Genomic DNA, 23,761 nt, shown 5'->3' with positions numbered 1-23,761 from the left:
TAATTAGATACAAGCTAGGAATAATTCGTATGTTGTTGTTTAACCTATAAGAATAAAAAGTCTATAAATGCAAAGAAATGTGTGCGTCTTGCCGATGGTTCTCATTAAAGTACTAAATACCGATTGAGTTTTAGTAGTTTTACCGCTAACTTTGGATAATTGCATAAAATAGCTAAAAAAACAAGTACATTAAGATATATTCTTTAAAAGAAAATATTAGCAAATTTGTGTTAAGCAGTACTTGCCTTTTTCTCGTAAGTGTGAAAAACTCTGTTAAATAGACAAAATACGGTAAACCAATCAAGTTGTAGTATTTTAGAAAGAATAAACTACAGCATTTCATTTATGGGCTGACTACTTAGCCAGAGCTACAAAAAATATTGATCGGGCAAAAATTAATCGTATACCTGATGCAAGTAGTAGTGAAACGCCCTATCAATGTTCTAAGTAATTCAAACAAACTTGGTAAGAACCTTGTTATTCTCATACTACAAGTCCTCCTTTATAGATTTGTTCTAGCAACACAGACAAGGGAAATATTCAGAATAATTTTGCCAATACCTAATCGCCAATAGCCAAATAGAGATTGATTCACTAAAAAACTAACTTATGACCCAACTGAAAACACTTCCTACTTACGATCCAACATTATTTGAGGGTGCAGCTGAGGTTTACGCTCAATACAGAACTAAATACCCACCTGCTGTATTCGACAAATTAACCGAAATTTTTCATCTTAATGGTCAGGGACGACTGCTTGATTTGGGTACTGGGCCAGGTTTAATTGCCATTCCCCTCAGCACTAAATTTCAGGAAGTAGTTGCGATCGATCCCGATCCGGAAATGCTTAAAGAAGCGCAACGCCAAGCAGCAAGCGTAGGAGGAAACAATATTACTTGGTTCGAACAAGGCGCAGAACTAATTAACCCTAGTCTAGGGGTATTTAAACTAGCTACCATTGGCAGAGCCTTTCACTGGATGGAACGGGAACTCGTACTAGAACGCCTTTATGAATTGCTGGCAGATGATGGAGGTGTAGCACTGCTCAATACAGGTGATAATCCTTGGATAAGTTCTTTACCCTGGAAACAAGCTGCCGTAGAAGTAGTGAAAAAATGGTTAGGTGAAGAAAGGCGAACTGGACAACGAGGACAAGGTATTCGTAAACCAGTTGATCCTCCCCACGAAGTTGTAATTGCCAATTCAAAATTTGCTCGCCAAGAAGTGTATGAAGTGCCATTTGAAAAATCCTGGACAGTCTCCAGCTATCTTGGCTACTTGTACACTACAGCCTTCTCTTTGAAAATTTTCTATGGCGATAAAGCTGAAGCATTTGAAGCAGATATCAAAGAAGCATTACTAGCAGTTGAGCCTTCTGGACACTTTACAGAAGAACTTACAGCAACAATCCAAGTAATTTGGAAGCATTAATTTTGAATGCTATTTAGCCATACACAAAAAAGTAGATGAGTAAAACACGCAAGTTTCGTTTAGGTGCATTCATTCAAGCTACTGGACATCATGTTTCTGCCTGGCGACATCCAGATGCACAGATAGACGCTGGATTCAATTTTGAGCATTACAAAGAAATTACCCAGACTGCCCAACGCGGCTTGTTTGATGCAGTTTTTCTGGCGGACAGTCCAGGAGTTTGGGGTGGCGCTCCAGAAACTCAAAAACGCAATGGTAAACTTGTGCATTTTGAGCCAGTCACACTCTTTTCGGCATTGTCTTCTGTAACCGAAAACATCGGCTTCATTTCTACCGCCTCAACTACCTACGAAGAACCCTACACACTGGCACGGAAGTTTGCTTCTTTGGATCATTTGAGTAAAGGTCGGGCGGGCTGGAATGTAGTTACTACAGGTAATGAAAACGCCGCACTTAATTTTGGTCTGGAGCATCATCCAGAACACAGTCAGCGTTATGAACGTGCTGAAGAGTTTGTGGAAGTGGTGAAAGGATTGTGGGATAGTTGGGAAGATGATGCTTTCATCCGTGACAGAGAATCTGGTATCTATTTCGACCAGAATAAACTACACATACTCAACCACAAAGGCAAACATTTTTCTGTTAAGGGCCCTTTAAATGTCGGTCGTCCACCCCAAGGTTACCCGGTGATTGTGCAAGCTGGAGCCTCTGAAGCTGGACGGGATTTAGCCGCGCGTACTGCTGAAGTAATCTTCACCGCCAATCAAACCCTAGCCGATGCCCAGGAATTTTACGCTGATATCAAAGGGAGGCTAGCACAATATGGGCGTTCTCCAGAGGATCTGAAAATCATGCCTGGGGCTTTCCCCATTATTGGGCGGACTGAGGAAGAAGCTCAAGAGAAATACGAATTTCTGCAATCGTTGATTCATCCCGATGTAGCTTGGGGTATTTTAAAGACCTATTACAAGGGTGTGGATCTATCCAAGTATTCTCTAGATGATCTAGCTCCTGAACTGCCCAGTGATACTAACAATAACAAGAGTCGTCTGAAACTAGTCAGAGATTTGGCTACTCGTGGGACTCTGACGCTGCGTCAGTTATATCTGTCTCTAGCTACTGCACGAGGTCATCGCACCATACTTGGTACTCCCGAAAGTATTGCCGATCAACTAGAGGAATGGTTCAACAATGGTGCAGCAGATGGTTTTAATATCATGCCGCCAATTTTGCCCACAGGATTGGATGAATTCGTAAACTTGGTCGTTCCCATCTTGCAGAAACGGGGACTGTTCCGTACTGAATACGAAGGTAGCACTTTGAGGGAAAATCTGGGGCTGCGTCGTCCGGGTAATCAATTTGCCGCTAAACAAGTCGATGCAAGATTGGTTTTGGCGTAAATCAATAGGGCTTACGCAACGCTACTTGAACAAAATCAGGACTAAAGTCCTTACTACAAACAAAAAGCGTAAGTCCTGATCAAAAAAGTATTGAGTTTCGAGTGCTGTAGACACTCCTACAGTGAACCACTGTGTTACAGGTTCTTTCAGTTGTAGCAATTGTCTTAGCTGAGTTATCCAGATGCGATAAATCGCCTATAAATTTTAGGGTTTTATTGGGCTTTCAATCCAATAAATTACCAAGTAATACCCAGATGGGTTGTTGTACTCAGCACTCATAACTCATTTCTCAGCACTACTTCTGTCATTTATTCAAGGAAAAAAACATGACTGAATATAGCAGATTAAAAACTTCCCGTTCCGCCGCAATCAAAGCAACCCTTGATTATCCGATAATCGACACCGATGTTCACACTAATGATTTCACTCCAGCGCTGGAGGATTACATTGCTAAATACGGTGGCTCGAAACTCGTAGATGAATTACGCAAGGCGGAATCTTCTCGTCTCAATTCCAAGAGCAATGGTAAAGACTGGTATCAACAAACTCCAGAAGAACGTCAGTACAACCGCACAATTCGATCGCCTTGGTGGGCGAGAGTTACTCGCAACACTTTAGATTTAGCGACTTACACTTTGCCCGAATTGTTCTATCAACGTCAGGCGGAGCAGGGATCAGATTATTCAGTGTTATTTCCGAATAATGTTCTCGCACCAGCTGGAGCTAGTAAAGAGAATCGTCAAGCACTGCAACGCGCAGTCAATCACTATCACGCTGACTTGTACCGGAAATATAGCGATCGCCTGACACCTGTTGCTGGTATCCCTATGGGTAATCCTCAAGAGGCTGTTGAGGAGCTAGAGTTTGCAGTGAAAACACTAGGTCTAAAGGTAGCTAATATTCCTGGTGGTGTAAAACGGCCAATTAAGGCGATCGCTGATAAATATCCAGCAGATCAATACCCTGAAATCGCCAAGTATGCCTCTTACATTGACTTTTACGGATTGGATAGTGAATATGACTACGATCCATTCTGGGCAAAAGCAGTTGAGTTAGGTGTACCCATTACTACCCATTACGGCAGTCAAGGCTGGACTGGACGCTCTTCCATCAGCAACTACATGAACAACCATATCGGTCACTTTGCCGATGGCTCACAAGCATTTGCCAAAGCACTGTTCTTTGGTGGTGTTACCAAACGTTTCCCACAGTTGCGCGTAGCTATGCTTGAAGGCGGTGCAGATTGGGGCGCACATGTCTACATTCATTTAGTGGATAGATTCTCCAAGCGCAATCTTAAAGGACTGCAAAACTACAACCCAGAACTAACAAATGCTGATGAGTTGTTCTTGTTGTTTGAGCGTTTCGGTAGTGAATTCTTAAAAGAATATCTTCTCACTAAAGAAGAACTGACAAAGAGTGTCTTGGGTTCTTCCTTCAACCGTCATAGCCGTTCACCCGTTGGTAGCGAACTAGAAGATTTTGCCGCTGCCGAGATTGAAAGCATTGAAGATATTCGCGATCGCTGGGTAAATAGTTTCTTCTTTGGTTCCGAGTCTGACGATCGCACCATCGCAGCTGCATTTAACAACAAAGCTAATCCCTTGGGTGTAAAAATCAACGCCATCTACTCCTCTGATGTTGGCCACTGGGATGTGCCAGATTTGACCGACCCACTAGCGGAAAGCTGGGATTTGGTACAAGAAGGTGTGATTTCTGAAGCGGACTTTAAGGCTTATGTATTCAATAATCCTTACAAGTTTTACACCGAATCTAACCCCGACTTCTTCAAGGGTACAGCGATTGAATCCAAAGTCAGTGAAATTGCATCCCCACAAGTAGATAAGAAACTTGTAGTGGCATAAATCACGAAACAAGTTCACAATCTAGAGATTTTTACCAGTCATGGGGATTAGATGATTTCTAGTCCCCAATTCCTAAATCAAACACATACTTCAGGAATTACAGCTATGCCTATTGAACACCGCTCCGATTTATTGCCTTATATTTTCTCACCTGTCTCTGATGATGCCAAAAAACCCGCACCTCTTGTGTTATTTCTACATGGAGCGCGCGATCGCGGTAACGATCTAAATGTGTTACTCAAATGGGGTTTACCTCGTTTTGTAAATGAGTCAAGCTCGTTACCTTATGTCTTTGCAGCCCCCCAACTTCCTGAAGGACAAACCTGGATAGATCGAGAATCTGACGTCATTGCTTTGTTGGATAATCTCATCACTTCCCAACCCATCGATCCGTCCCGTGTGATTTTGTCTGGATTCAGTTTAGGTACGGCTGGAGCATGGCATATCGCTGCTTCTCATCCTAGTCGCTTCGCTGGTCTGGTAGCAGTGTCTGGTCGTGCACCCAAAACATTAGAAGCAAGCCAACTAGCTGCTCTTAAGAACATTCCTATCCAAATATTCCAAGGTGGAAAGGACGAAAAACTGCCGATTGAGGATGCACAACATATTGTCGATACCTTGCGCGGACTAGGGGGGACAGTAGATTTTACTGTACTACCTGAAGGGGATCATTTTATAGCCGATGAAGTGTACAGTGACCCGAAATTGCAAGAATGGCTGATTTCACAGAGCCGTCGCAATATACCCCTAGTTGTCTGAAACTCTATGTCTTACGCATCATCTGATCACTGGAATCAATTCTTCACTAAATTGAAGGATACTAGCACTGATTTAGATTGGGGAAACCAATGGACGAAGGTTCACCTTCCGTTCCTTAATGCTGCTAAAGTTAAAACCGTGCTTGACCTTGGTTGCGGTACAGGAAACGACGTGTTACGTCTTGTACAACAAGGTTTTACAGTAATTGGTCTGGATTTTTCAGATGAAGCAGTACGACAAGGACGTGAGAAGGCCGAAAAGTTAGGATTGGACGCACAGTTTGTAGTTGCCGACATGGCAAAACCTTTGCCTTTTAATAAAGCAACTTTTGATGCTGTCATGTCCAATGTTGCCATCCACATGTTTTCAGATCGGATTACACGCGAATTGTTTAAAGAAATTCGCCGGATAATACGCCCCAACGGATTGTTTGTTTTCCACGTTAATTCTACAGAAGATGCTTTAGTTCGGGCCGAACGTCACCCAATCATGCGCGAAATAGAGCCAAATTACTTTCTAGAACGTCATGGACAAACTATGCACTTTTTCACTCAAGAATATTTGTTAGACCTCTTATCTGATTGGAAAGATGTAGAGCTAAAACATTATGAAATATTGCATGAGCAAACGGGCAAGCTGTTTAAAAGAGTTTGGTGGGGTAAGGCAATACAGCCAGATTAGTCTGCTTGCAATCTGTAACGAAAAACCTCAGCTTTTAAATTCTTAATCAACAACGACGAATATCTCCATGACATTACCAACAACTAAACTCGGTCAAACTGGATTGACCGTTTCCCGTCTCTGTCTCGGTACAATGACTTTTGGATTGCAGACAGATGAAGAAACTTCCAGACAAATTCTTGACACCGCCGCCGATGCTGGCATCAACTTTCTCGATACAGCCGATGTTTATCCCCTTGGGGGTGGGCTAGCTACTGCTGGAAGTACCGAGGAAATTATTGGGCGCTGGCTCAAAGGCAAACGCGAACATTTTATTTTGGCTACGAAGGCTGTAGGTAAGGTTGGCCCTGCACCTTGGGATCAGGGTGCTTCGCGCAAACACATTTTGGATGCAATTGATGCTTCCCTCAGACGACTGGGAACTGATTATGTTGACCTGTACCAATTGCATTCTGACGATGCTTCAACCCCTCTTGATGAAACTCTAGAAGCACTAGACACGATAGTTCGTGCTGGCAAGGTACGCTATATCGGGGTTTCTAACTTCTTGGCTTACCGACTCAGCCGCGCTTTGGGTCGCGCCGATGTGCGAAATCTGACTCGCTTTGTTTCAATTCAACCCCGCTATAATTTATTATTCCGCGAAATTGAGCGAGAACTTTTGCCTTTGGCGAAAGAAGAGGGACTAGGTGTAATTCCTTACAATCCCTTAGCAGGTGGTCTATTGACTGGCAAACACAATCTAACTCAAGGCCCTACCGCAGGCACACGTTTTACCTTGGGTACTGCCGCAGAACGTTATCAAGAACGATACTGGCGCGATCGCGAATTTAATACTGTTGAGGAATTACGTACAGTCGCAGAATTCGCTGGCTTGTCACTTACTACTTTAGCGGTGGCTTGGGTACTGGCTAATCCCATTATTACCGCCCCCATCATTGGTGCTAGCCGACCAGAACAACTTGCTGACACCCTCAAGGCTGTAGAATTCCAACTCGATGACAATTTGAAACAAAAACTAGACGACATCACCGCCGAATACCGTCGGGGAGATTCTCTGCGTTAAGGGTTATCAGCATAGAAATTTGGTTGCTAGGAAAGGATTTAGTGATTAGAGGACAGAATAGCTAATACCAATTCTCCAAAATGATGCAAAAACCTAGATGAAATGTGACTTTCTCAATCTCGTTCGCCTAGCGTGACTTGGGCTGTTATCAAGAAAGGCAGATAGCGCAGCGTTAGCGAGTCCGCGAGCGTCGGGCAGGAGGCAGGAGGCAGAAGGGAATGCTGCTTCCTATCCTCTGGGTGTGACCGAAGCAAACCTGGTCGGGTAAGAGTAGGATACATTACTGTACCACTCTTACCCGACCCGCCCAATTGTTCCTTCTGCCTTCTGCCCTCTGCCTCCTGCCTTCTTCATTACAAATTACGAATTGGTATATGTGATACTAATCTATCAACTTTCATGAATAAAAAGTCCAGACAATCCAAATCCTTTCAACGTGCAGCTAATGCACCCGACTTGCCAGACACGACCTTTAGGTTCATTTGCTATTTCGTTAACCAGTTCCGGTGGTGGTATGTGCTAATGGTGATTCTGGAGGTAATACACGCAACCTGCGGCATTATGTTACCTTACGCCATTGGCGAGATCATTCGGAGCGTGACGCGATCGACGGGCGATAGCAAGTTAATTTTTGATGCAGTGAGGCAACCCTTAATGTTGTTCACAGCCTTGAGTGTGGGTGAAGTGGTATTTGGGCGATCAGCTGGACTCTTGCAAACTATTCTCCATCCGATCCACCGACAGCACATTGTGCGATCGCTATATGCCTATTTGCAACATCATTCCCATCGCTACCTAAGCAGCAGTTTTTCCGGGGCATTGGCACATCGGATTAGTGAAACTTCTCTAGGTGTTACCCAGACGATGCAAATGATGATTACTGAATTTATGCCAGTAATTGTTGTGTATAGTGTTGCCACCATGTTACTGTATCGCGCCTATCCTCCGCTTGCTGCATTCGTGGGGATATGGGCAGTTCTATTCATCAGTATTTCGTTCTGGTTGGCAACTCGCTGCCGAATTTATTCCCGGAAAGCCGCAGCCGCCAGAAGTGAGACAACTGGCATAATTGTAGATACAGTAACAAATCTCACTAGTAGCCGACTGTTTGCTCGCCTGGGTTTTGAACGACGTTATTTGAATGAGCAATTAAAGGACGAACTCAAACAGGTGAGAAAATCCAACTGGTACTCGGAGCGAATCCGTTGGTTTCAGTTTATTTCAGCAGCAGTCCTGAAAATTGGCACTTTGTATTACTCGCTCTCACTTTGGAGTCACGGGACGATCGCAACTGCGGATTTCGTCGTAGCAACTAGTCTGTCGCTGTTAATTATTAGTGAGGCCCGCAATTTAAGTAGACGGTTTCTAGAATTTTTTGAACATGTCGGCAATGTTGCCAATGGTGTCTTTACTATCGTTCAGCCCCACGAGATCATTGATCGAGAGAATGCGATCGCCCACTCAATTACCCAAGGTAAGATCGAATTTCGGCAAGTGAATTTTGGCTACTCCCCTGGCAAAAAAGTATTCGACAACCTCTCTATTACCATTCAACCAGGGCAGCGTGTCGGACTGGTTGGCTTTTCTGGCTCTGGGAAATCCAGTTTTGTAAATCTAATTTTGCGTCAATTCGATCCCCAATCGGGACAGATTCTCATTGATGGGGTGGATATTCAAGACATGACGCAAGATGCCTTACACGCCCAGATCAGCTTGATTCCTCAAGATCCGTCTCTGTTCCATCGGACATTAATAGAAAATATTCGTTATGGACGATTAGATGCCACCGATGAGGAAGTGATCGAGGCAGCACGTAAGGCTTATGCTCATGATTTTATCGCGCAGATTAAAGAAGGTTATGATTCTTTGGTTGGTGAACGCGGTGTCAAACTTTCTGGAGGGCAAAGACAAAGAATTGCGATCGCGCGGGTAATTCTCAAAGATGCGCCAATTCTGATTCTAGATGAAGCTACCTCCAGCCTCGATTCTATCACCGAAAAAGCAATCCAAGATACTCTAGATTTAGCGATGGATGGAAAAACCGTCATCGTGGTAGCTCATCGACTTTCTACTATTGCCCATCTAGACCGCATTTTGGTATTTGATCAAGGGCGGATTATCGAAGATGGTACCCACGCCAAACTGCTGGCACGCCGTGGCGCTTACTACAGATTATGGAAAATGCAGGCAGGTGGATTCTTACCTGTAGAAGCCAATAATCAAAATGCCTCCGAACTACAAACAGGATAGTTTCGAGTAAGTAGGTAGGCGCATTTTTAGCGCCTACCTCCTGCCTTTTTCAATTAATTTTGGGTGAAAAAGCTGCATATTGCTCAGGTGTAAGCATCGCTTCTTTGATATTAATTTCTTTGGGAATCAATTTCAGTTCATAGAATTTATCAGCAACTTGCTGCTGAAGAGTAATTAATTCTTGAGAAATTGGTGTGATGCCAAACTTTCTTCTGTTAGTACTTTTTTGCATTGTTTCCAAATCAATGCCTAAAATGGGAGAGAGATTTGCTGCTACTTCATCTCGATGTTGATCAGACCATTGTTCAAGATTTTGAATTTCTTCTAGTAATGTCTTAATAATTTCTGGTTGCTGGCTAGCAAATTTTTTGCTGGCAAGGTAAAAGCCTCCCTGTTTATTAATTCCTGTACCATCAATTAATACACGAGCATCAGCAGATTTCTCGGCTGCTGCGTAAAATGGGTCCCAAATTGACCAAGCATCAATACTACCTTTGATAAAAGCAGCACGAGCATCGGCTGGCGGTAAATATATGGGTTGAATATCACTATATTTCAAACCATATTTTTCTAAAATTTGTACCAGCATATAATGGGCGCTAGAACCTTTTTGGAAAGCTATCTTTTTTCCCTTGAGATCGTTGACTGTTTTGAGAGCTGATTTTTTGGAAACAAGAATTGCTGAACTTGCAGGACTTGGTGCAATTCCTGCAATATATGTGATTGCAGCACCTGCTGCCTGGGCAAAAATTGGTGGCGATTCTCCAGTATGCCCAAAGTCAATACTGCCAACATTCATAGCTTCTAAAAGCTGTGGACCAGCCGGAAATTCAATCCATTGAACAGATGCACCTTCACCTTGTAATCGCTTTTCTAAAAGCCCTTTAGTTTTTAGGAGAATTGCTGATTTCTGATAGCCAAATCTAACTACTGATGCTTTAGTTTGAGTGGAATTATTGGCAGATACATTTGTAGTATTACTTGGATTATTTGCTGTACAAGCAGCAAATAGTAAGCTGAGGCATAAGCCAGTAATAAAAGCTCCAGTAATTTGTATAGGAGCAGTTGATAATAACCGTGTTTGACTAGCAAATCTGGAAATCACCCATTGTTTCCAATAGATTATTATGCGGTTAAATAAAAACTCAAACATTAATTTTGACCTCTTTTTTCGGGAAAATGCTAAGTCTATTGATTCTTAGTATCATTAGAGCAAGTAATTTATGATGATTTTGCTAAATTTATATTTTTATTAATTTACACCAAATCAATCGATTTACAGTATTTAACTTTTTACAAGATACTAGCATCTCATAAAAATTTTAGTAAATAGGTATTTACGGCTAAAACTTAAACCTAAAAATACAGTTGCTTGTGTCAACCAAATCTGATAACATGCATTTTTCAATACCAAATTGCAATAAATTCGTAAAATTGCCGCAAATTTAGTTTTTTATGCTCGATTTATTAAAATAAAGCTTTTTGCAGAGCGACAAGTTTTTACTATTTCTTACAACTTTATTCAATCGAGTTTAACTTATATTAAGATGCTCTTGATTTTTAAGAAAAAGTGTGTAAAGCTCTTTTATATAAAAATACAGTAAGTCTATCGACAATAAGTAGTATTTATGAGAGTGCGATCGCTGTTTACATAGCGTTCCGCAGAAAAGGTAGGTGTGTAAACCCCTTGCCTCAACTTTTGCGCTCTGTTTGCATACAGTCATCATTACTGCTGAAAGCTACTATTTTGAACTAAATGAAATTCAAAAATTAAAATTTTAACAAAATGTAGGGGTTTAAGTCCCCGGCTTCTATCAAGCCGCAAGTGTTGTGGCTTTTTCTAAATCCCCGTTACAACTGACAACATTTTTGATTCGTGGTTTTGACCCCGTGGAAGATGCGTAGACGCGTTCGCGTAGCGTCTCGGAGAGAAGCGGCTTGTCGTCAGACATCCCTTACGGTCGAGATGTGATTCCGTTAGTAAAAAAAGAAGTACAGCGAAGAGAACAACAAACAGTCACTGTTGCCTAGATTGAAAGAATAGAAATCTAAAATCATTTACATTGAATTTTTCTTGCCAACTTATTTATTACAGTTTATGGCTAACAACGGTGAGCAGATATTTAATGGACAAGTTGAAAGAGAGCTATTAGATGGAGTGCCTTGGTTATTAGGGCAACAGCCTCAATTACCAACTCATCTTAAATTATTAGTCGATGAACAACAGCAAACACGAGATATCTGGGAGTTACCAAAAGAAAATAGCCCCAGTTCACAACCAACAAAAATGTACTTCCATAAATTCAAATCTTTTTAATCATTCATGGGCATCAACACCATAGAATTGTAAGCGAACAGTCCGAATAAGTGGATTATATGTTGACTTATGCCAATTCTCCAAAAGAAGGCAACAGATATAAATCACGAAAAGAATTTTTAGTATTAAATATTCAACACGTCTCAGGCAGGGCAAACGCATCTAAAGTATAAGAATCCTTTAATAGCAAGGGTTTTGGCGTTTTTTAATTTAGCCTATTTTTTCGTCAAGATCCTTATCCAGCAGGGGTTTCAGAAATACCGTGCGTTCGCCCTGACGTCTTAGGGACTTCCAACTAAAAAAATATTCTATCGTGGTGTAGGCAAAGGGGCAGGGAGCAGTTCTTGCTGGGGGAGAAAGAAAAATATGATCTGAGTAAATTGGATAATTTATTTTCTGGAAGTCTCTTAGGTGTTTTTCATAGAACTCCGCTAATGTTGTCATTAGATAAAGCTTATTGCGAATAAATTGTTAAGAGATATTTCGCCAACAGCATCATTAATAGAATGAAAAACCGGGTTAAGCTTAAAAATATTATTCTCTAAAACCTATATATAGCAAGTTTTTTAGACGAACTTGCAGGTTTTTACTTGTATCTAAGTTGAATACCACACATCATATAAATCTGAATAAAGAGATTGAAATGGGAAACCTAAGCGTATCAGCTTGAAAGTCATGTAGTGATGAATCAGATGCTCGGCGATCGCCCCATTTTAATTGAATCTAATTCTCAACACAGTGATGACTTTAGTTTGTCACAGATGGTTGATCTGATTGCTGATAAATTCGGTATTCACATCAAGCCCCACTATCAAGATACATTAAAGAAAAATCTTTTAACTCGCATCCGGGCGCTGGGATTATGCTCACTCAATGATTACTATCAGTTCTTGGTGACAAGAAATCAATTAATTCCTGGTGCGACAGAGTGGCAAGAACTAATTTCTTTACTCACTGTCACTGAAACTTATTTTTTTCGGGATCAGGGGCAGATGTCGCTGCTCAAAAATCAGCTGCTCCCAGAGTTAATCGAGCGCAAACGGGAGCTTAGTTTAACTCAGTACAACGCTGCTAATGGAGAATTTTATCGGCCAACATTACGGCTTTGGAGTGCTGGGTGTTCGACTGGTGAAGAAGCTTACTCACTTGCCATTTTGGTGAAGGAACTAATCCCTGACAATCAGACATGGGACATTCTGATTTTAGGCACAGATATTAATCAACCCGCGATCGCACTGGCTCAACAAGGAATTTATAGCGATTGGTCTTTTCGGACAACCACTCAAGAAATCAAAAATCGCTACTTTCGATCCCACAAAAAGGGTTGGAAAATCGATCCTGCTATTCGAGCAATGGTCACGTTTCAACCTGGGAACCTGATGCAGGATAATTATCCCGCTTACGCATCCAGGATTCACGATTTCGATTTGATTATTTGCCGCAATGTGTTTATTTATTTTGACTTCAACGCGATCGCACAAGTTATAGACAAATTTTACTGCTCTTTGATACCGGGAGGGTTTCTGCTCACAGGTCACACAGAATTACACGGGCAAAAAACTGAACCGTTTCAAGTCAAAAATTTTCCGCAATCTGCGGTTTATCAAAGGCATACCTCGCTCAACGAGCAAAGCAAAGTCTTGAATACCATAAAACCTGCTGCCATTGAGAGCAGGGAAACCGAAATTTTTTCCCCCTCTCTCAATCCGGTTTGGTTAACAAAGTTATCTGTTGAGGCAAGCAGGGGTAGAAAAGAAGCAGGGGAAGAGAAATTGTTTAATATTAATAACTCTCTTTCCTCCCCTGCCTCCCCTGCCTCCCCCGCCCCCCAACATTTTCAGGCATATTGTTTGATGGCAGAAGCTTACGCGAATTTTGGCGATTACTCCCAGGCGAATCAGGCGTCTCAGCAGGCACTCCAGATCAACCCATTGGCGATCGAACCCTATTATTTGTTGGCTCAAATTGCCGAAGAGCAAGGAGATCGCGACAGCGCCAAATTATTTTTAAAACGTATTATTTATCTCGCTCCTAATTCTGTTACTGCTCACCTGGAATTGGGTTCTATATACGAACGAGAGGGAAATGAAAAACAGGCTCAAAAAACCTGGCGATCGCTTCTAGAAATTTTGCAAAATCTACCCCAACAAGCGATCGATTCCCATAACCAGCAAACCACTGCTGAATTAAAAGCACATGTTCTTAAGCACTTAAATTCAACTAGTTATGAGCCATGAATCTTATTTAATGTTTAATCTCAATCACTCACGATATGGGATTCCGGCTACAGCCGTACAAGAACTCTTCTTTCTGCCAGAAGTGACTGCGATCGCACAAACTCCCAGCACAATTTTAGGCGTAATTAACCTGCGAGGGAAGTTTCTGCCCGTGATGGATTTATATCACCGTTTAGAACAAGCACGTCCCCCTTTTCAATTGACTGACAGCATGATTGTCTTGGAGTGGCAAACTCAACAAATCGGAATCATCGTCAATCAAGTGGATAGTGTACAAGCGATCGCACCCGATCGGATCGCTGCCAATGTTTGCGGTCAATCAAAAGAGAGTTTGCAGGATAGATTGGTGACTGGCATTGCCAATGTTGAGGAAGGCATCGTTACATTGCTTAATCCCGAACTGTTGGTGCAACACGCCTTTATAGAGACTGTTTTCAATCTAAATTCTGATTTTAACAACGGCTCAGTCAATGACGCCCTAAAACATTCTTCTGATTCAGAGCTAAATCAGGGCTTATACGATCATTTCGATTCGCAGGAACGACAGATTTTTCAAGAGCGAACTGAAAGTCTGCGGTGTTCAATTAATGACGAGGATTCGGCATCGCTCTTGCCTCTGGCCGTTGTGGGGTTGGGGGGTGAGTACTTTGGGTTTGGCTTGGAAACGGTGCATGAGTTTACTGAAATTCACAAGATTACCCCGATTCCCTGCTGTCCGCCGCATATTGTTGGCAACATCAACTTGCGGGGCGAAATTGTCACCTTAATTAACATCAATAATGTGGTCGATCTGCCCATGAATGGAGTGCGATTGCATCAGCAAGCCGTTGTCGTGCGTCTGGATCAACGAGTGGCGGGCATTGCCGTAGATGACATTTTTGATGTGACGTATATCCATCCTTCCCAAATAACCACGCCTCCAATTGCCCTGCATTCTGCTAAAGACGACTATCTCCAGGGTGTTGCACCTTATCGCGATCGCATGATGAGCATCATCAATTTGTCTAAATTGCTCACTTCAGAGGTGTTAGTTGTCAATGAAGAAGTCTAACGCTTATAAATTTAGGGTTAGGTTTTGTTCCACAGATCATCAATGAGATTCGCAGCAAACTCGCAGAGATAATGCAGTCGATATACAGAATGTTGTGCAATCTTCCGTTGATTCAAAAGTGCGATCGCAAAGATTACAAATGATAGAAATATTGGGAAATCTTTGAACTCATTCATTCACAAGAGATAACAAGATGCAAAGTAAGCGAAGTTGGAAACTGAGATACTGGATTATGGGCAGCTATGCGGTTCCCATTTTGGCATTGGTAATTTCTGCGGGGCTAATATTCATTAATATCAACTTGGTGAGTCAGCGATCGCAGAGTTTAGTTTCTTCCTATAACGTTAATTCAGCGATTAATGCCCTTGCCACAAATGTACAGAGCGGTTCTAAGTCAGTTCGGGGGTATTTGTTAGAAAAAAATCAGACATCCTTTGACGAATACCAAAAATCTCAAAGAAGCTTCAAAGAGCTTTTGTCAAAGCTAATGTCGCTTGCCAGAACAGAGCAAGAGCAACAGTCATTAACCAGGCTAGAGGGGCTGCTGAATAATTTAATGGTTGTCGAGGATGATTTGATTGGCAAAGTGAATCAAAGCAAGGTTCAGGAAGCTATTGAAACCTGGAGTAACGAAAATGCCCGCAGTATGGTTGATCGCCTGACAAGTGCGATCAATGAAATTCAGCGCCGAGAAGACCAGAATGTGATTATAGCTGCCAAGCAACAGCAAGCAGCACTTGATAGGCTCAAGCTCACAATTCTGTCCGCGACTGGACTTTCCTTGCTGTTGTCAGTTTTGACTGGCATCTGGATAATTAGCCGCACTGCTCGACGGATAAATGAATCAGCCAGTGCGATCGCCACCTCGACGGCTGAAATTGCTGCCACAATCGAGCAACAAGAGCGCACTGCCAACCAACAGGCAGTCTCGGTCAGCGAAACCACCACTACAATGGACGAACTCAGCGCCTCTGCTCAACAGTCTGCCCAGCAAGCATCCACTGCCTCAACCAGCGCTCAACAGGTCTTAAATTTGGCAGAGCAAGGCAATCAATCACTGAGCCGCACCTTGGAAGGAATGGCAGCCTTGAGCCATAGAGTCAGTGCGGTAGCAGAACAAATGCTGCGCCTGAATGAACAAACTAAGCAAATTGGCAGTATTTCCGGGTTGGTAAGTGACCTAGCAAATCAAACCAATATGCTAGCGCTAAATGCAGCAGTAGAGGCAGTCCGCGCCGGGGAACAGGGCAGAGGCTTTGCAGTTGTCGCCGCCGAAATTCGCAAACTGGCAGACCAGAGCAAGAAATCGACTGAAAAAATTAATGTGCTGGTCAATGATATTCAATCCGCCATCAGCTCAACCGTTGTGATGACAGATGAAAGTACAAAAACTGCTCAACAGGGGGCGGCAATAACTAAGCAGACGGTGGAGGTCTTTACCAGTGTTACCGAGTCTGTCAATCGGATGGTGTTGAATATTCAGCAAATCTCGTTAAACGCTAGCCAGCAATCCACTGCGGTTCAGCAAATTTTACAGGCAATGAACGCACTTAATAGCTCTGCTAGAGAAACAGCGATCGGCATCAGTCAGACTCGCCTTAGCACTCACCAACTCAATGATGCAGCCGACAAATTACAGAGTGTTGTGTAGGGGGGCAGGGGAGCAGGGGGGCAGGCTTGCCGTGAGCGTAGCCGAACGGGAGCAGGAGGAAATGACCCCTTCCTCGTTAATTTTTGCAGGTCGATGCAACAAAGGTGCGGGTCAATGTAACAAAGGTGCGGGTTGATGTAACAAAGGTGCGGGTCAATGTAACAAAGGTGCAGGTCGATGCAACAAAGGTACAGGTTGATGTAACAAAGGTACAGGTTGATGTAACAAAGGTGCAGGTTGATACAGCAAAGGTGCAGGTTGATGTAACAAAGGTGCAGGTTGATGTAACAAAGGTACAGGTTGATGCAACAAAGGTACAGGTTGATGCAACAAAGGTGCAGATCAAGAGACTTGTGTGTACACCGTAGCTTTATGAGGTCAATCTAAAATCTAAAATCCAAAATTGTCTGATGGCAATATCTGGAAATCTTTGAACTCGTTCACTCACAAGACATAACAAGATGGAAAGCAAGCGAAACTGGAGACTAAGATACTGGATTATTGGCGGATATGCCGTTCCCGTGCTGGCATTGTTAATTTCTGCCGGAGCGACGATGGTCAATATCAACACGGTGAACCAACGGTCAGAAAATTTATTGTCTTCTTATGACATTAACTCAATACTTGATGATCTTGCTGTTAGTGTGCAAAGTAGTTCTAAGGCAAATCGAGGCTATTTGTTAGAAAAAAATCAGCAATCGCTTGAGAACTACCAAGAGGCTCAAAAGAACTCCAGGGACTTTCTAGCAAAACTGATCGCACTTGCCAGATCGCAAGAGGAGCGACAATCTTTAACCAAACTGGAGGAACTGCTGAATAAACAGTTTTCTTTTCAAGAAATCCTGATTGCAAAGATAGATCAGGGCAAAGTCAAAGAAGCTATTGAAACCTGGAGCAAGGGAAATGCCCGCACTCTAGGGCAGGATGTCGTAGACATGATTGAAGAAATGCAGCAGCGAGAAGATCAGGCTTTTGCAACCACCGCGAAACAGCAGGAAGAGGCGCTCAATGCCCTCAAGTTCACAGTGATCTTAGCAAGTGGACTCTCCCTAGTACTATCTGCTTTGATTGGCATCTGGGTCATTAGCCGCACTTCCCGCCAGATGAACGCCTCTGCCAGCGCGATCGCAACTTCTACAACCGAAATTACTACAACTATCGAGCAGCAAGAACGCGCCACCATCCAACAAGCCAGTTCTGTCAACCAAACCACCACCACAATGGATCAATTGGCGGCTTCTTCGCGCCAGTCTGCTGAACAAGCAGAAGCCTCAGCCGCAGGGGCGCAGCAGGTGTTGTTGTTGGTAGATGGTCGCACTCAAGACGGTCAGTTCAGCCAATCGAGTCTACGCGAGAAAGTAGGCGATATTGCCGCCCAAATTCTCCATCTAAGCGAACAAACCAATCAAATCGGCACGATTTCCACCTTGGTTAGTGACCTGGCAAGTCAAACTAATATGCTGGCGCTTAACGCGGCAGTGGAAGCGGTGCGAGCCGGGGAAAATGGCAAAGGCTTTGCGGTTGTTGCCGCCGAAATTCGCAAACTGGCAGACCAGAGTAAGCGATCGGCTGAAAAAATTAATGTACTGGTTTTAGACATTCAAAAATCGACCAATTCCACCGTCATGGTGACAGATGAAGGTACAAAAACCGTAGAAAAGATTGTGGATGCCATCAAAACGATCACGATAAATGGTCAACAAATTTCCCTTACTTCCAATCAACAAGCGATCGCAGTGCAACAGGTGGTAGAAACTATGAACTCGCTTAATATTGCCGCTAGAGAAACCGCCTCTGGCATTAGTCAAATTAAAGTCGGCACCCAACGACTGAATGATGCTGCTCAAGAACTAAAAGCCGTTGTCTAAAAATATATTTGAGTTACAAGTATGTTAAAAAATATATCTCTGCATGGACGATTGATGGGTTCATTTTTGCTGATGGGCGGTATCGTCATGGTTGTAGGGTTTTTCGGCTGGCGGGGTACTCATCAATTAAGCAGCCATATCGACACCCTCAGTAATAATAGCCTTCCCAGCATCGACGGATTATGGAGAGTTAATGAAGGGCAGACCCAGATCCACTCAGCAGAGCGAGCAATTGTCAACCCCGACCTACCCTCCGCAGCCAAACAGTCTGAGTTAAATCGAATGCAGGCAGCCTGGAAGCAGATTGACGCAGGTCTTAAGGAATATGAAACCACGCCCCGCGGCCCCGACGAGGACAAACTCTATCAGACGTTTAAGCAACAGTGGCAGGCGTGGAAGCAAGATCATGCCGCCTATCTTCAGGCTTACCAGGATTTCACCCAGTTAGGTGTTGTAAACCCCACTGCCAGACAGCTGGAATTGACCAGTCATTTAATGAAGAGGAAAAGGGGCAGGGAGCAGGGGGGCAGAGGGGCAGAGGGGAAAGACTTACTGCAACTTCTCCCCTGCTCCCCTGCTCCCCTGCCCCCTGCCCCCTAACCCCTAACCCCTGAGGTAAAACCATGATGATCGATGATGAAGAACTGAGAGACATTTTCAAAGTAGCCAGCGAAGAACACCTGCAAAACCTGGATGATGGATTACTGCATCTGGAAAACCATCCTGACGATCTGGCTGTCCTGGAAGCCTTGATGCGAGAGGCGCATTCCCTCAAAGGGGATGCCAATATGCTAGGAATCAAAGATATAGGCACTCTTGCACATCAAATTGAGCATATTTTGACTCAACTCAAGCAACAAGAAAACCCTGCATCCTCGTTGGGCAATGGTACAACAGACTCACCCTATGAACGCCTCGCTCATGCGATCGCCGCTATCCGCAAACTCGTTCATGAAGCCGTCACCGGAGAACCTGCCAAGGTTGATACCTTTTCTGTTCTGGCCGAATTAATGGGAGCGCAGCCAGGAAAAATGGAAGATACTCCAAGTCATGAACCAGAAGTCAACAGTATTAAAATTATAAGTGCAGTAAAAAACAATACTTTTGAGCGAAATCAGGAGCCAAAGGAAAACGGAGCAATCCAAAATCGTTCGACTCAGAGACTTGTGCCGAGCAAAGCCGAGGTAAGCCGAAGTCCAAAATCCCCCACCAATAGCTACCGCATCGAAACCATCCGCGTTGGTACTCGCCACCTGGATACGTTGATGACGCAAGCAGGGGAGTTAACTGTAACCAAAATTCGGATTGCTCATCGGCTGGGAGAAATTGAGGCGATCGCCAATTTGTGGGAAGAATGGAATCGAGATTTATTCACTAATCGGTTTGCCTTCAGCCGAGAGCAACAAGGTGATTTCGCCCTGCAACGTCTAGAAACTTTTCATCATCACTCGGAAAAACGATTAGAGCAATTGGGCCATTTGGTGAAAACCTTGCAGAGTTACCTTTCGGAAGACACAACCCGACTGGAACAACTAAGTAGCGATCTAGAAGAAGGTATTCGTACCCTGCGATTGCTACCCTTTGCAACGATTTTCAACCTCTTCCCCCGGATGGTGCGCGATTTGGCACAGCAGCAGGGAAAATTGGTGGAGTTGATCACAGAAGGCAAAGACACCCTTGCCGACAAACGCTTGTTGGAAGAAATGAAAGATCCGCTAATGCACATCCTGCGGAATGCGATCGATCACGGGATTGAGCCACCACAAGAACGGGAACAGCTAGGAAAACCAACAACGGCAACAATTCAGCTTAGAGCTTACCAAACTCCCACTAACATTGTGCTGGAAATCAGTGATGATGGCCGAGGGCTTGACCTGGATAAAATCAAACAAATAGCGGTGAAACGGGGCATTTGCGGGGAGGAAGAATTAGCTGTAATGACTCCCAGCCAGATTCAGGCGTTGATCTTCGCACCGGGGTTTTCAACAGCCCCCCTAGTGACAGAAGTATCAGGACGGGGTGTAGGGCTGGATGTGGTGCAAACCAATGTCGAGAAATTGAAAGGTACGATTGAGGTAGAATCGTTTCCCGGACAGGGATGTACACTGCGCGTCAATCTCGGTATCACCTTAGCAACCGCCCATGTCTTAATTGTGCAAGTGAATCAAATGCCTTACGCTATCCCAGTGGAGTTTGTACAAACAGCGTGTTTAATCAAATCAGAAGAGATTTTTCCCTTGGAGGGACGTGACACAATAATTCGGGATAGCCAACCCATTTCAATTGTGCAGTTGGCCGATCTATTAGAACTGCCCCCGATGCCATCTGGATTAACTCAAGAAACGGCACTTTCCTGTATTATTCTTCAGGTTGGGCAAGTACAACTGGGTGTAGTGGTAGATGCCTTAGTGGATGAGCAAGATGTACTGATTAAACCCCAAAGTCATTTACTTAAACGAGTCCGCAATGTTTCTGGGGCAACAATTTTAGGTACTGGAGATGTGTGTATGGTGCTGAATCCCCAGGATTTGGTCAAGTCAGCCCGATCGCGATCGCAGTCCATTTCTTCTACCCAAACTCGTCAAGTTGAGCCTACAAAACCAACCGTTTTATTAGTGGAAGATTCTATTGCCACACGCACGCAAGAAAAGCGAATTTTAGAAACCGCAGGCTATCAAGTGATTACTGCTGTAGATGGTTTGGATGGATTGAACAAACTGCGATCGCACACCGTTGATGCCGTTGTTAGTGATGTGCAAATGCCAAATCTTGATGGCTTGGGGTTAACTGCCAAAATCCGCCAATATCAAGAATATAGCGAACTTCCAATTATCCTGGTTACTTCTCTTGCCAGCGATGAGGATAAACGCCGGGGTGCGGAAGCCGGAGCCAATGCCTACATTATCAAAGGCAGCTTTAATCAAGAAGCTTTGCTGTCAGCCCTCAAACGGTTAGTGTAGAGGTTTTCAAATGAATGAAGAAGAATTCAGAAGTCGGAATTCAGGAGTCAGAATCAAGACACCCTCTACGAGACGCTAAAAGCGAATGCAAAGACGCTTCTCCTGACGGAGACGCTTCACGAACGCTATCAGTTGGGGATTCAGACCCACGAATTGTTGCACTATCAAATCTACGATTTGGTGGTGCAAAAACGCCGATTATTCATCCGCCATTTGTAAAGAATTCATTCTGAATTCTGACTCCTGACTCCTGAATTCTGTTCGATGAAAAATAATTATCTCGTAAAATTTGAACTTACTGTCAATTGATGAAAAACTCTGCCCCAATTCGCGTCTTTCTGGTGGAGGATTCCCTCGTCGCCTTAACCATCCTCAAGCGGATTTTGGCGAGTTCCCCAGAGGTGGATGTGGTGGGAACTGCTCCCAATGGCGTGGAAGCATTGGAGCGAATTCCAGCCGCACAGCCCCAGGTAATCTGCACCGATTTGCACATGCCCAAAATGGATGGACTGGAACTAACCCGCCGGATTATGACAGACTATCCCCGTCCTATTCTAGTGATCAGCGCCTCCGTCAACACCCAAGAAGATTCCCGCAATGTTTTTAAACTGCTGCAAGCGGGTGCTTTGGATGTTTTTCCCAAACCCAACATTGACTCACTTTCAGACTATGAACAAGTCAAGCGCGAATTAATCAACCGGATCAAAGTTCTGGCAGGGGTTACAGTCTTTACTCGCTACACTTCCCGTGCGACGGTAGAACCTAGAATGCATCCTGTTAGCCCCAAAAGTAAGCCAGAACCATTCAGCTCAAAACTTGTCAATAACTCGCAATTCCCGATTCGTAATTCCCTGTCCCTGCCTAAAGTTGTGGCGATCGGAGCCTCCACAGGCGGCCCCCAGGCATTGTACACGATTTTAAAACAACTGCCTGCGAACTTTCCTGTACCCATTCTGTGCGTCCAACATATCAGCGAAGGATTTCTGCAAGGACTGGTAGATTGGCTGGCAGCAGAATGTTTTCTGCGCGTGACGATCGCCCAACCGGGAGAATTTCCCAAACCGGGTACTGTCTACTTCGCTCCCGAACGACAACACCTGCAACTCGACACTCAAGGGCGATTAACCACCGTCAGCACCCCTGCCGTTTCCGGGCATCGTCCTTCCGTCACAGCTTTGTTTCAAGCAGTTGCCACCTGTTACCCGCGATCGGCGGTTGGTATTTTGCTGACTGGCATGGGACGGGATGGCGCAGATGGATTACAAGCGATCGCCCAAGCCGGAGGCACTACCATTGCCCAAGATGAACAAACCTGCGTTGTCTTCGGGATGCCTAAAGAAGCGATCGCTCTGGGAGCCGCCCAACATATTTTGGCGATCGGCGAAATTGCCCCCATGCTATTGAATCGAATCTGCTACATCAACTCTAAACATTCTTAGACATCTTTCGTCCATTTGACGTTTTATCATCTTGTAATATCTGTAATCAGGAGCCAATAAATTTTCGTACAGCTTCGCGCAATTGTTCAGCATCAAAAGGTTTGACCAGATATTCTGTTGCACCCGCCAGATGACCCTTCACCCGGTCGAAGGGGGAATCTTGAGAAGTCACCATAATCACAGGCAAATGCTGAAACTGAGGCAGGCTCCGCACCGTACGGCAAAACTCCAACCCGTTTACATCCGGCATCTGCACATCCAATAGCAAGACTGAAATCCGTTGATGATAAATGACCGACAGAGCATCAACCGCGTTAGCGGCTGTTATTACTTGATAGCCCGGTTCTAACGCTCGTTTAATCATTTGATGAATCACAGGACTATCATCAAGCGCGAGAACAATCGGTGAGCTTGTCGTACCATTTGACATACTTTACAGTGGATGAATCAATCATCGTTGGCGTTTACCCTAGCATTCCCAAAGAAAGACTTGAATAATTAATATTTTGATAATTTTTTACACCTCAGGGGGGCAGTTCTTGCTGGGAGCAGGGGGAAAGAGGTTTTTCCGATTTTTGCACAGATGCGGTAATCATAAGTGATTAACCGGACTTGATATAAAGTGCAATCATTTTGTCAATAAGGTTCACAAATGAAACTATTCTCAATAATCGTATAATTTAAATTATTTTAGAAAATACTCACCCAATCCCTAGCCTATCAAGGTGATTTTTGTATTCATTACCACCTTTTTACTTGGAAGTTCGCACACAAGAGCCGAAACCC

Annotated in this window: 18 protein-coding genes; 15 read left to right on the top strand and 3 right to left on the bottom strand. The window is 43.9% G+C overall.

The features are described from left to right. Positions 1–609 precede the first annotated feature (609 nt). The 7 genes from RMZ43_RS07790 (at position 610) to RMZ43_RS07760 (ending at position 9,452) form a co-directional block, all read left to right on the top strand. Complete coding sequence (locus tag RMZ43_RS07790) at positions 610–1,431, top strand: class I SAM-dependent methyltransferase (protein WP_322648856.1); 822 nt, start codon at positions 610–612, stop codon at positions 1,429–1,431. Between the two features lie 35 nt (positions 1,432–1,466). Next, positions 1,467–2,831 (top strand): LLM class flavin-dependent oxidoreductase, encoded by a 1,365-nt coding sequence (locus RMZ43_RS07785; RefSeq protein WP_322648857.1) that lies wholly within the window; start codon positions 1,467–1,469, stop codon positions 2,829–2,831. A gap of 326 nt (positions 2,832–3,157) precedes the next feature. Then, the gene (locus RMZ43_RS07780; RefSeq protein WP_322652621.1) at positions 3,158–4,696 is read left to right on the top strand and encodes an amidohydrolase family protein; all 1,539 of its coding nucleotides are present in this window, start codon (positions 3,158–3,160) and stop codon (positions 4,694–4,696) included. 105 nt (positions 4,697–4,801) lie between these two features. Next, entirely contained in the window at positions 4,802–5,455 is a 654-nt protein-coding gene (locus RMZ43_RS07775) for a dienelactone hydrolase family protein (protein WP_322652622.1), read from the top strand. 6 nt (positions 5,456–5,461) lie between these two features. Further along, the gene (locus RMZ43_RS07770) at positions 5,462–6,136 is read left to right on the top strand and encodes a class I SAM-dependent methyltransferase (protein ID WP_322652623.1); all 675 of its coding nucleotides are present in this window, start codon (positions 5,462–5,464) and stop codon (positions 6,134–6,136) included. A 67-nt stretch (positions 6,137–6,203) separates the two neighbouring features. Next, the gene (locus tag RMZ43_RS07765; protein ID WP_322652624.1) at positions 6,204–7,202 is read left to right on the top strand and encodes an aldo/keto reductase; all 999 of its coding nucleotides are present in this window, start codon (positions 6,204–6,206) and stop codon (positions 7,200–7,202) included. Positions 7,203–7,601: 399 nt separating this feature from the next. Beyond that, entirely contained in the window at positions 7,602–9,452 is a 1,851-nt protein-coding gene (locus tag RMZ43_RS07760; protein WP_322652625.1) for an ABC transporter ATP-binding protein, read from the top strand. A 49-nt stretch (positions 9,453–9,501) separates the two neighbouring features. Here RMZ43_RS07760 and RMZ43_RS07755 read toward each other — a convergent pair whose 3' ends face one another. Further along, complete coding sequence (locus RMZ43_RS07755; protein WP_322652626.1) at positions 9,502–10,605, bottom strand: sulfonate ABC transporter substrate-binding protein; 1,104 nt, start codon at positions 10,603–10,605, stop codon at positions 9,502–9,504. A 945-nt stretch (positions 10,606–11,550) separates the two neighbouring features. Here RMZ43_RS07755 and RMZ43_RS07750 point away from each other — a divergent pair. The 4 genes from RMZ43_RS07750 to RMZ43_RS07735 all read left to right on the top strand — a co-directional run bounded on the left by RMZ43_RS07750 (position 11,551) and on the right by RMZ43_RS07735 (position 16,708). Further along, entirely contained in the window at positions 11,551–11,769 is a 219-nt protein-coding gene (locus RMZ43_RS07750; protein WP_428850705.1) for a hypothetical protein, read from the top strand. 683 nt (positions 11,770–12,452) lie between these two features. Beyond that, on the top strand, positions 12,453–14,006 hold the full coding sequence (locus RMZ43_RS07745; protein ID WP_322652628.1) for a CheR family methyltransferase: 1,554 nt from the start codon (positions 12,453–12,455) through the stop codon (positions 14,004–14,006). Between the two features lie 10 nt (positions 14,007–14,016). Then, complete coding sequence (locus RMZ43_RS07740; protein WP_428850704.1) at positions 14,017–15,057, top strand: chemotaxis protein CheW; 1,041 nt, start codon at positions 14,017–14,019, stop codon at positions 15,055–15,057. A gap of 193 nt (positions 15,058–15,250) precedes the next feature. Then, positions 15,251–16,708, top strand: a complete 1,458-nt coding sequence (locus RMZ43_RS07735; protein WP_322652630.1) for a methyl-accepting chemotaxis protein — start codon at positions 15,251–15,253, stop codon at positions 16,706–16,708. 153 nt (positions 16,709–16,861) lie between these two features. Here the strand turns inward: RMZ43_RS07735 and RMZ43_RS07730 are convergent, their stop codons facing one another. Continuing rightward, entirely contained in the window at positions 16,862–17,041 is a 180-nt protein-coding gene (locus RMZ43_RS07730) for a hypothetical protein (RefSeq protein WP_428850703.1), read from the bottom strand. Positions 17,042–17,169: 128 nt separating this feature from the next. Between RMZ43_RS07730 and RMZ43_RS07725 the strand changes: the two genes are divergently transcribed. From RMZ43_RS07725 to cheB, 4 genes are all read left to right on the top strand, one after another. Beyond that, positions 17,170–18,576: a HAMP domain-containing methyl-accepting chemotaxis protein gene (locus RMZ43_RS07725; protein WP_322652632.1), complete on the top strand. Its 1,407-nt coding sequence runs from the start codon at positions 17,170–17,172 to the stop codon at positions 18,574–18,576. A 21-nt stretch (positions 18,577–18,597) separates the two neighbouring features. Next, positions 18,598–19,176 carry an MCP four helix bundle domain-containing protein gene (locus RMZ43_RS07720; protein ID WP_322652633.1) on the top strand — a complete coding sequence of 193 codons (579 nt, stop codon included), beginning with the start codon at positions 18,598–18,600 and terminating at the stop codon, positions 19,174–19,176. A 23-nt stretch (positions 19,177–19,199) separates the two neighbouring features. Next, entirely contained in the window at positions 19,200–21,536 is a 2,337-nt protein-coding gene (locus RMZ43_RS07715) for a hybrid sensor histidine kinase/response regulator (RefSeq protein ID WP_322652634.1), read from the top strand. Positions 21,537–21,844: 308 nt separating this feature from the next. Further along, the gene (gene cheB / locus RMZ43_RS07710) at positions 21,845–22,975 is read left to right on the top strand and encodes a chemotaxis-specific protein-glutamate methyltransferase CheB (protein ID WP_322652635.1); all 1,131 of its coding nucleotides are present in this window, start codon (positions 21,845–21,847) and stop codon (positions 22,973–22,975) included. A gap of 46 nt (positions 22,976–23,021) precedes the next feature. Here the strand turns inward: cheB and RMZ43_RS07705 are convergent, their stop codons facing one another. Beyond that, positions 23,022–23,405, bottom strand: coding sequence for a response regulator (locus tag RMZ43_RS07705; RefSeq protein WP_322648874.1), 384 nt, complete (start codon positions 23,403–23,405; stop codon positions 23,022–23,024). Positions 23,406–23,761: the final 356 nt, after the last annotated feature.

The organism is Nostoc sp. CmiVER01 (assembly GCF_034531135.2).
Taxonomy (GTDB): Bacteria; Cyanobacteriota; Cyanobacteriia; order Cyanobacteriales; family Nostocaceae; genus Nostoc.
This window is presented reverse-complemented; position numbering and strand designations above follow the sequence as displayed.

Coding starts and splice junctions, on each gene's coding strand:
- RMZ43_RS07790 (WP_322648856.1), top strand. CDS start 610: ATGACCCAACTGAAAACACTTCCTACTTACGATCCAACATTATTTGAG.
- RMZ43_RS07775 (WP_322652622.1), top strand. CDS start 4,802: ATGCCTATTGAACACCGCTCCGATTTATTGCCTTATATTTTCTCACCT.
- RMZ43_RS07735 (WP_322652630.1), top strand. CDS start 15,251: ATGCAAAGTAAGCGAAGTTGGAAACTGAGATACTGGATTATGGGCAGC.
- RMZ43_RS07715 (WP_322652634.1), top strand. CDS start 19,200: ATGATGATCGATGATGAAGAACTGAGAGACATTTTCAAAGTAGCCAGC.
- RMZ43_RS07745 (WP_322652628.1), top strand. CDS start 12,453: ATGAATCAGATGCTCGGCGATCGCCCCATTTTAATTGAATCTAATTCT.
- RMZ43_RS07725 (WP_322652632.1), top strand. CDS start 17,170: ATGGAAAGCAAGCGAAACTGGAGACTAAGATACTGGATTATTGGCGGA.
- RMZ43_RS07755 (WP_322652626.1), bottom strand. CDS start 10,605: ATGTTTGAGTTTTTATTTAACCGCATAATAATCTATTGGAAACAATGG.
- RMZ43_RS07720 (WP_322652633.1), top strand. CDS start 18,598: ATGTTAAAAAATATATCTCTGCATGGACGATTGATGGGTTCATTTTTG.
- cheB (WP_322652635.1), top strand. CDS start 21,845: ATGAAAAACTCTGCCCCAATTCGCGTCTTTCTGGTGGAGGATTCCCTC.
- RMZ43_RS07770 (WP_322652623.1), top strand. CDS start 5,462: ATGTCTTACGCATCATCTGATCACTGGAATCAATTCTTCACTAAATTG.
- RMZ43_RS07740 (WP_428850704.1), top strand. CDS start 14,017: ATGTTTAATCTCAATCACTCACGATATGGGATTCCGGCTACAGCCGTA.
- RMZ43_RS07760 (WP_322652625.1), top strand. CDS start 7,602: ATGAATAAAAAGTCCAGACAATCCAAATCCTTTCAACGTGCAGCTAAT.
- RMZ43_RS07750 (WP_428850705.1), top strand. CDS start 11,551: ATGGCTAACAACGGTGAGCAGATATTTAATGGACAAGTTGAAAGAGAG.
- RMZ43_RS07785 (WP_322648857.1), top strand. CDS start 1,467: ATGAGTAAAACACGCAAGTTTCGTTTAGGTGCATTCATTCAAGCTACT.
- RMZ43_RS07705 (WP_322648874.1), bottom strand. CDS start 23,405: ATGTCAAATGGTACGACAAGCTCACCGATTGTTCTCGCGCTTGATGAT.
- RMZ43_RS07780 (WP_322652621.1), top strand. CDS start 3,158: ATGACTGAATATAGCAGATTAAAAACTTCCCGTTCCGCCGCAATCAAA.
- RMZ43_RS07765 (WP_322652624.1), top strand. CDS start 6,204: ATGACATTACCAACAACTAAACTCGGTCAAACTGGATTGACCGTTTCC.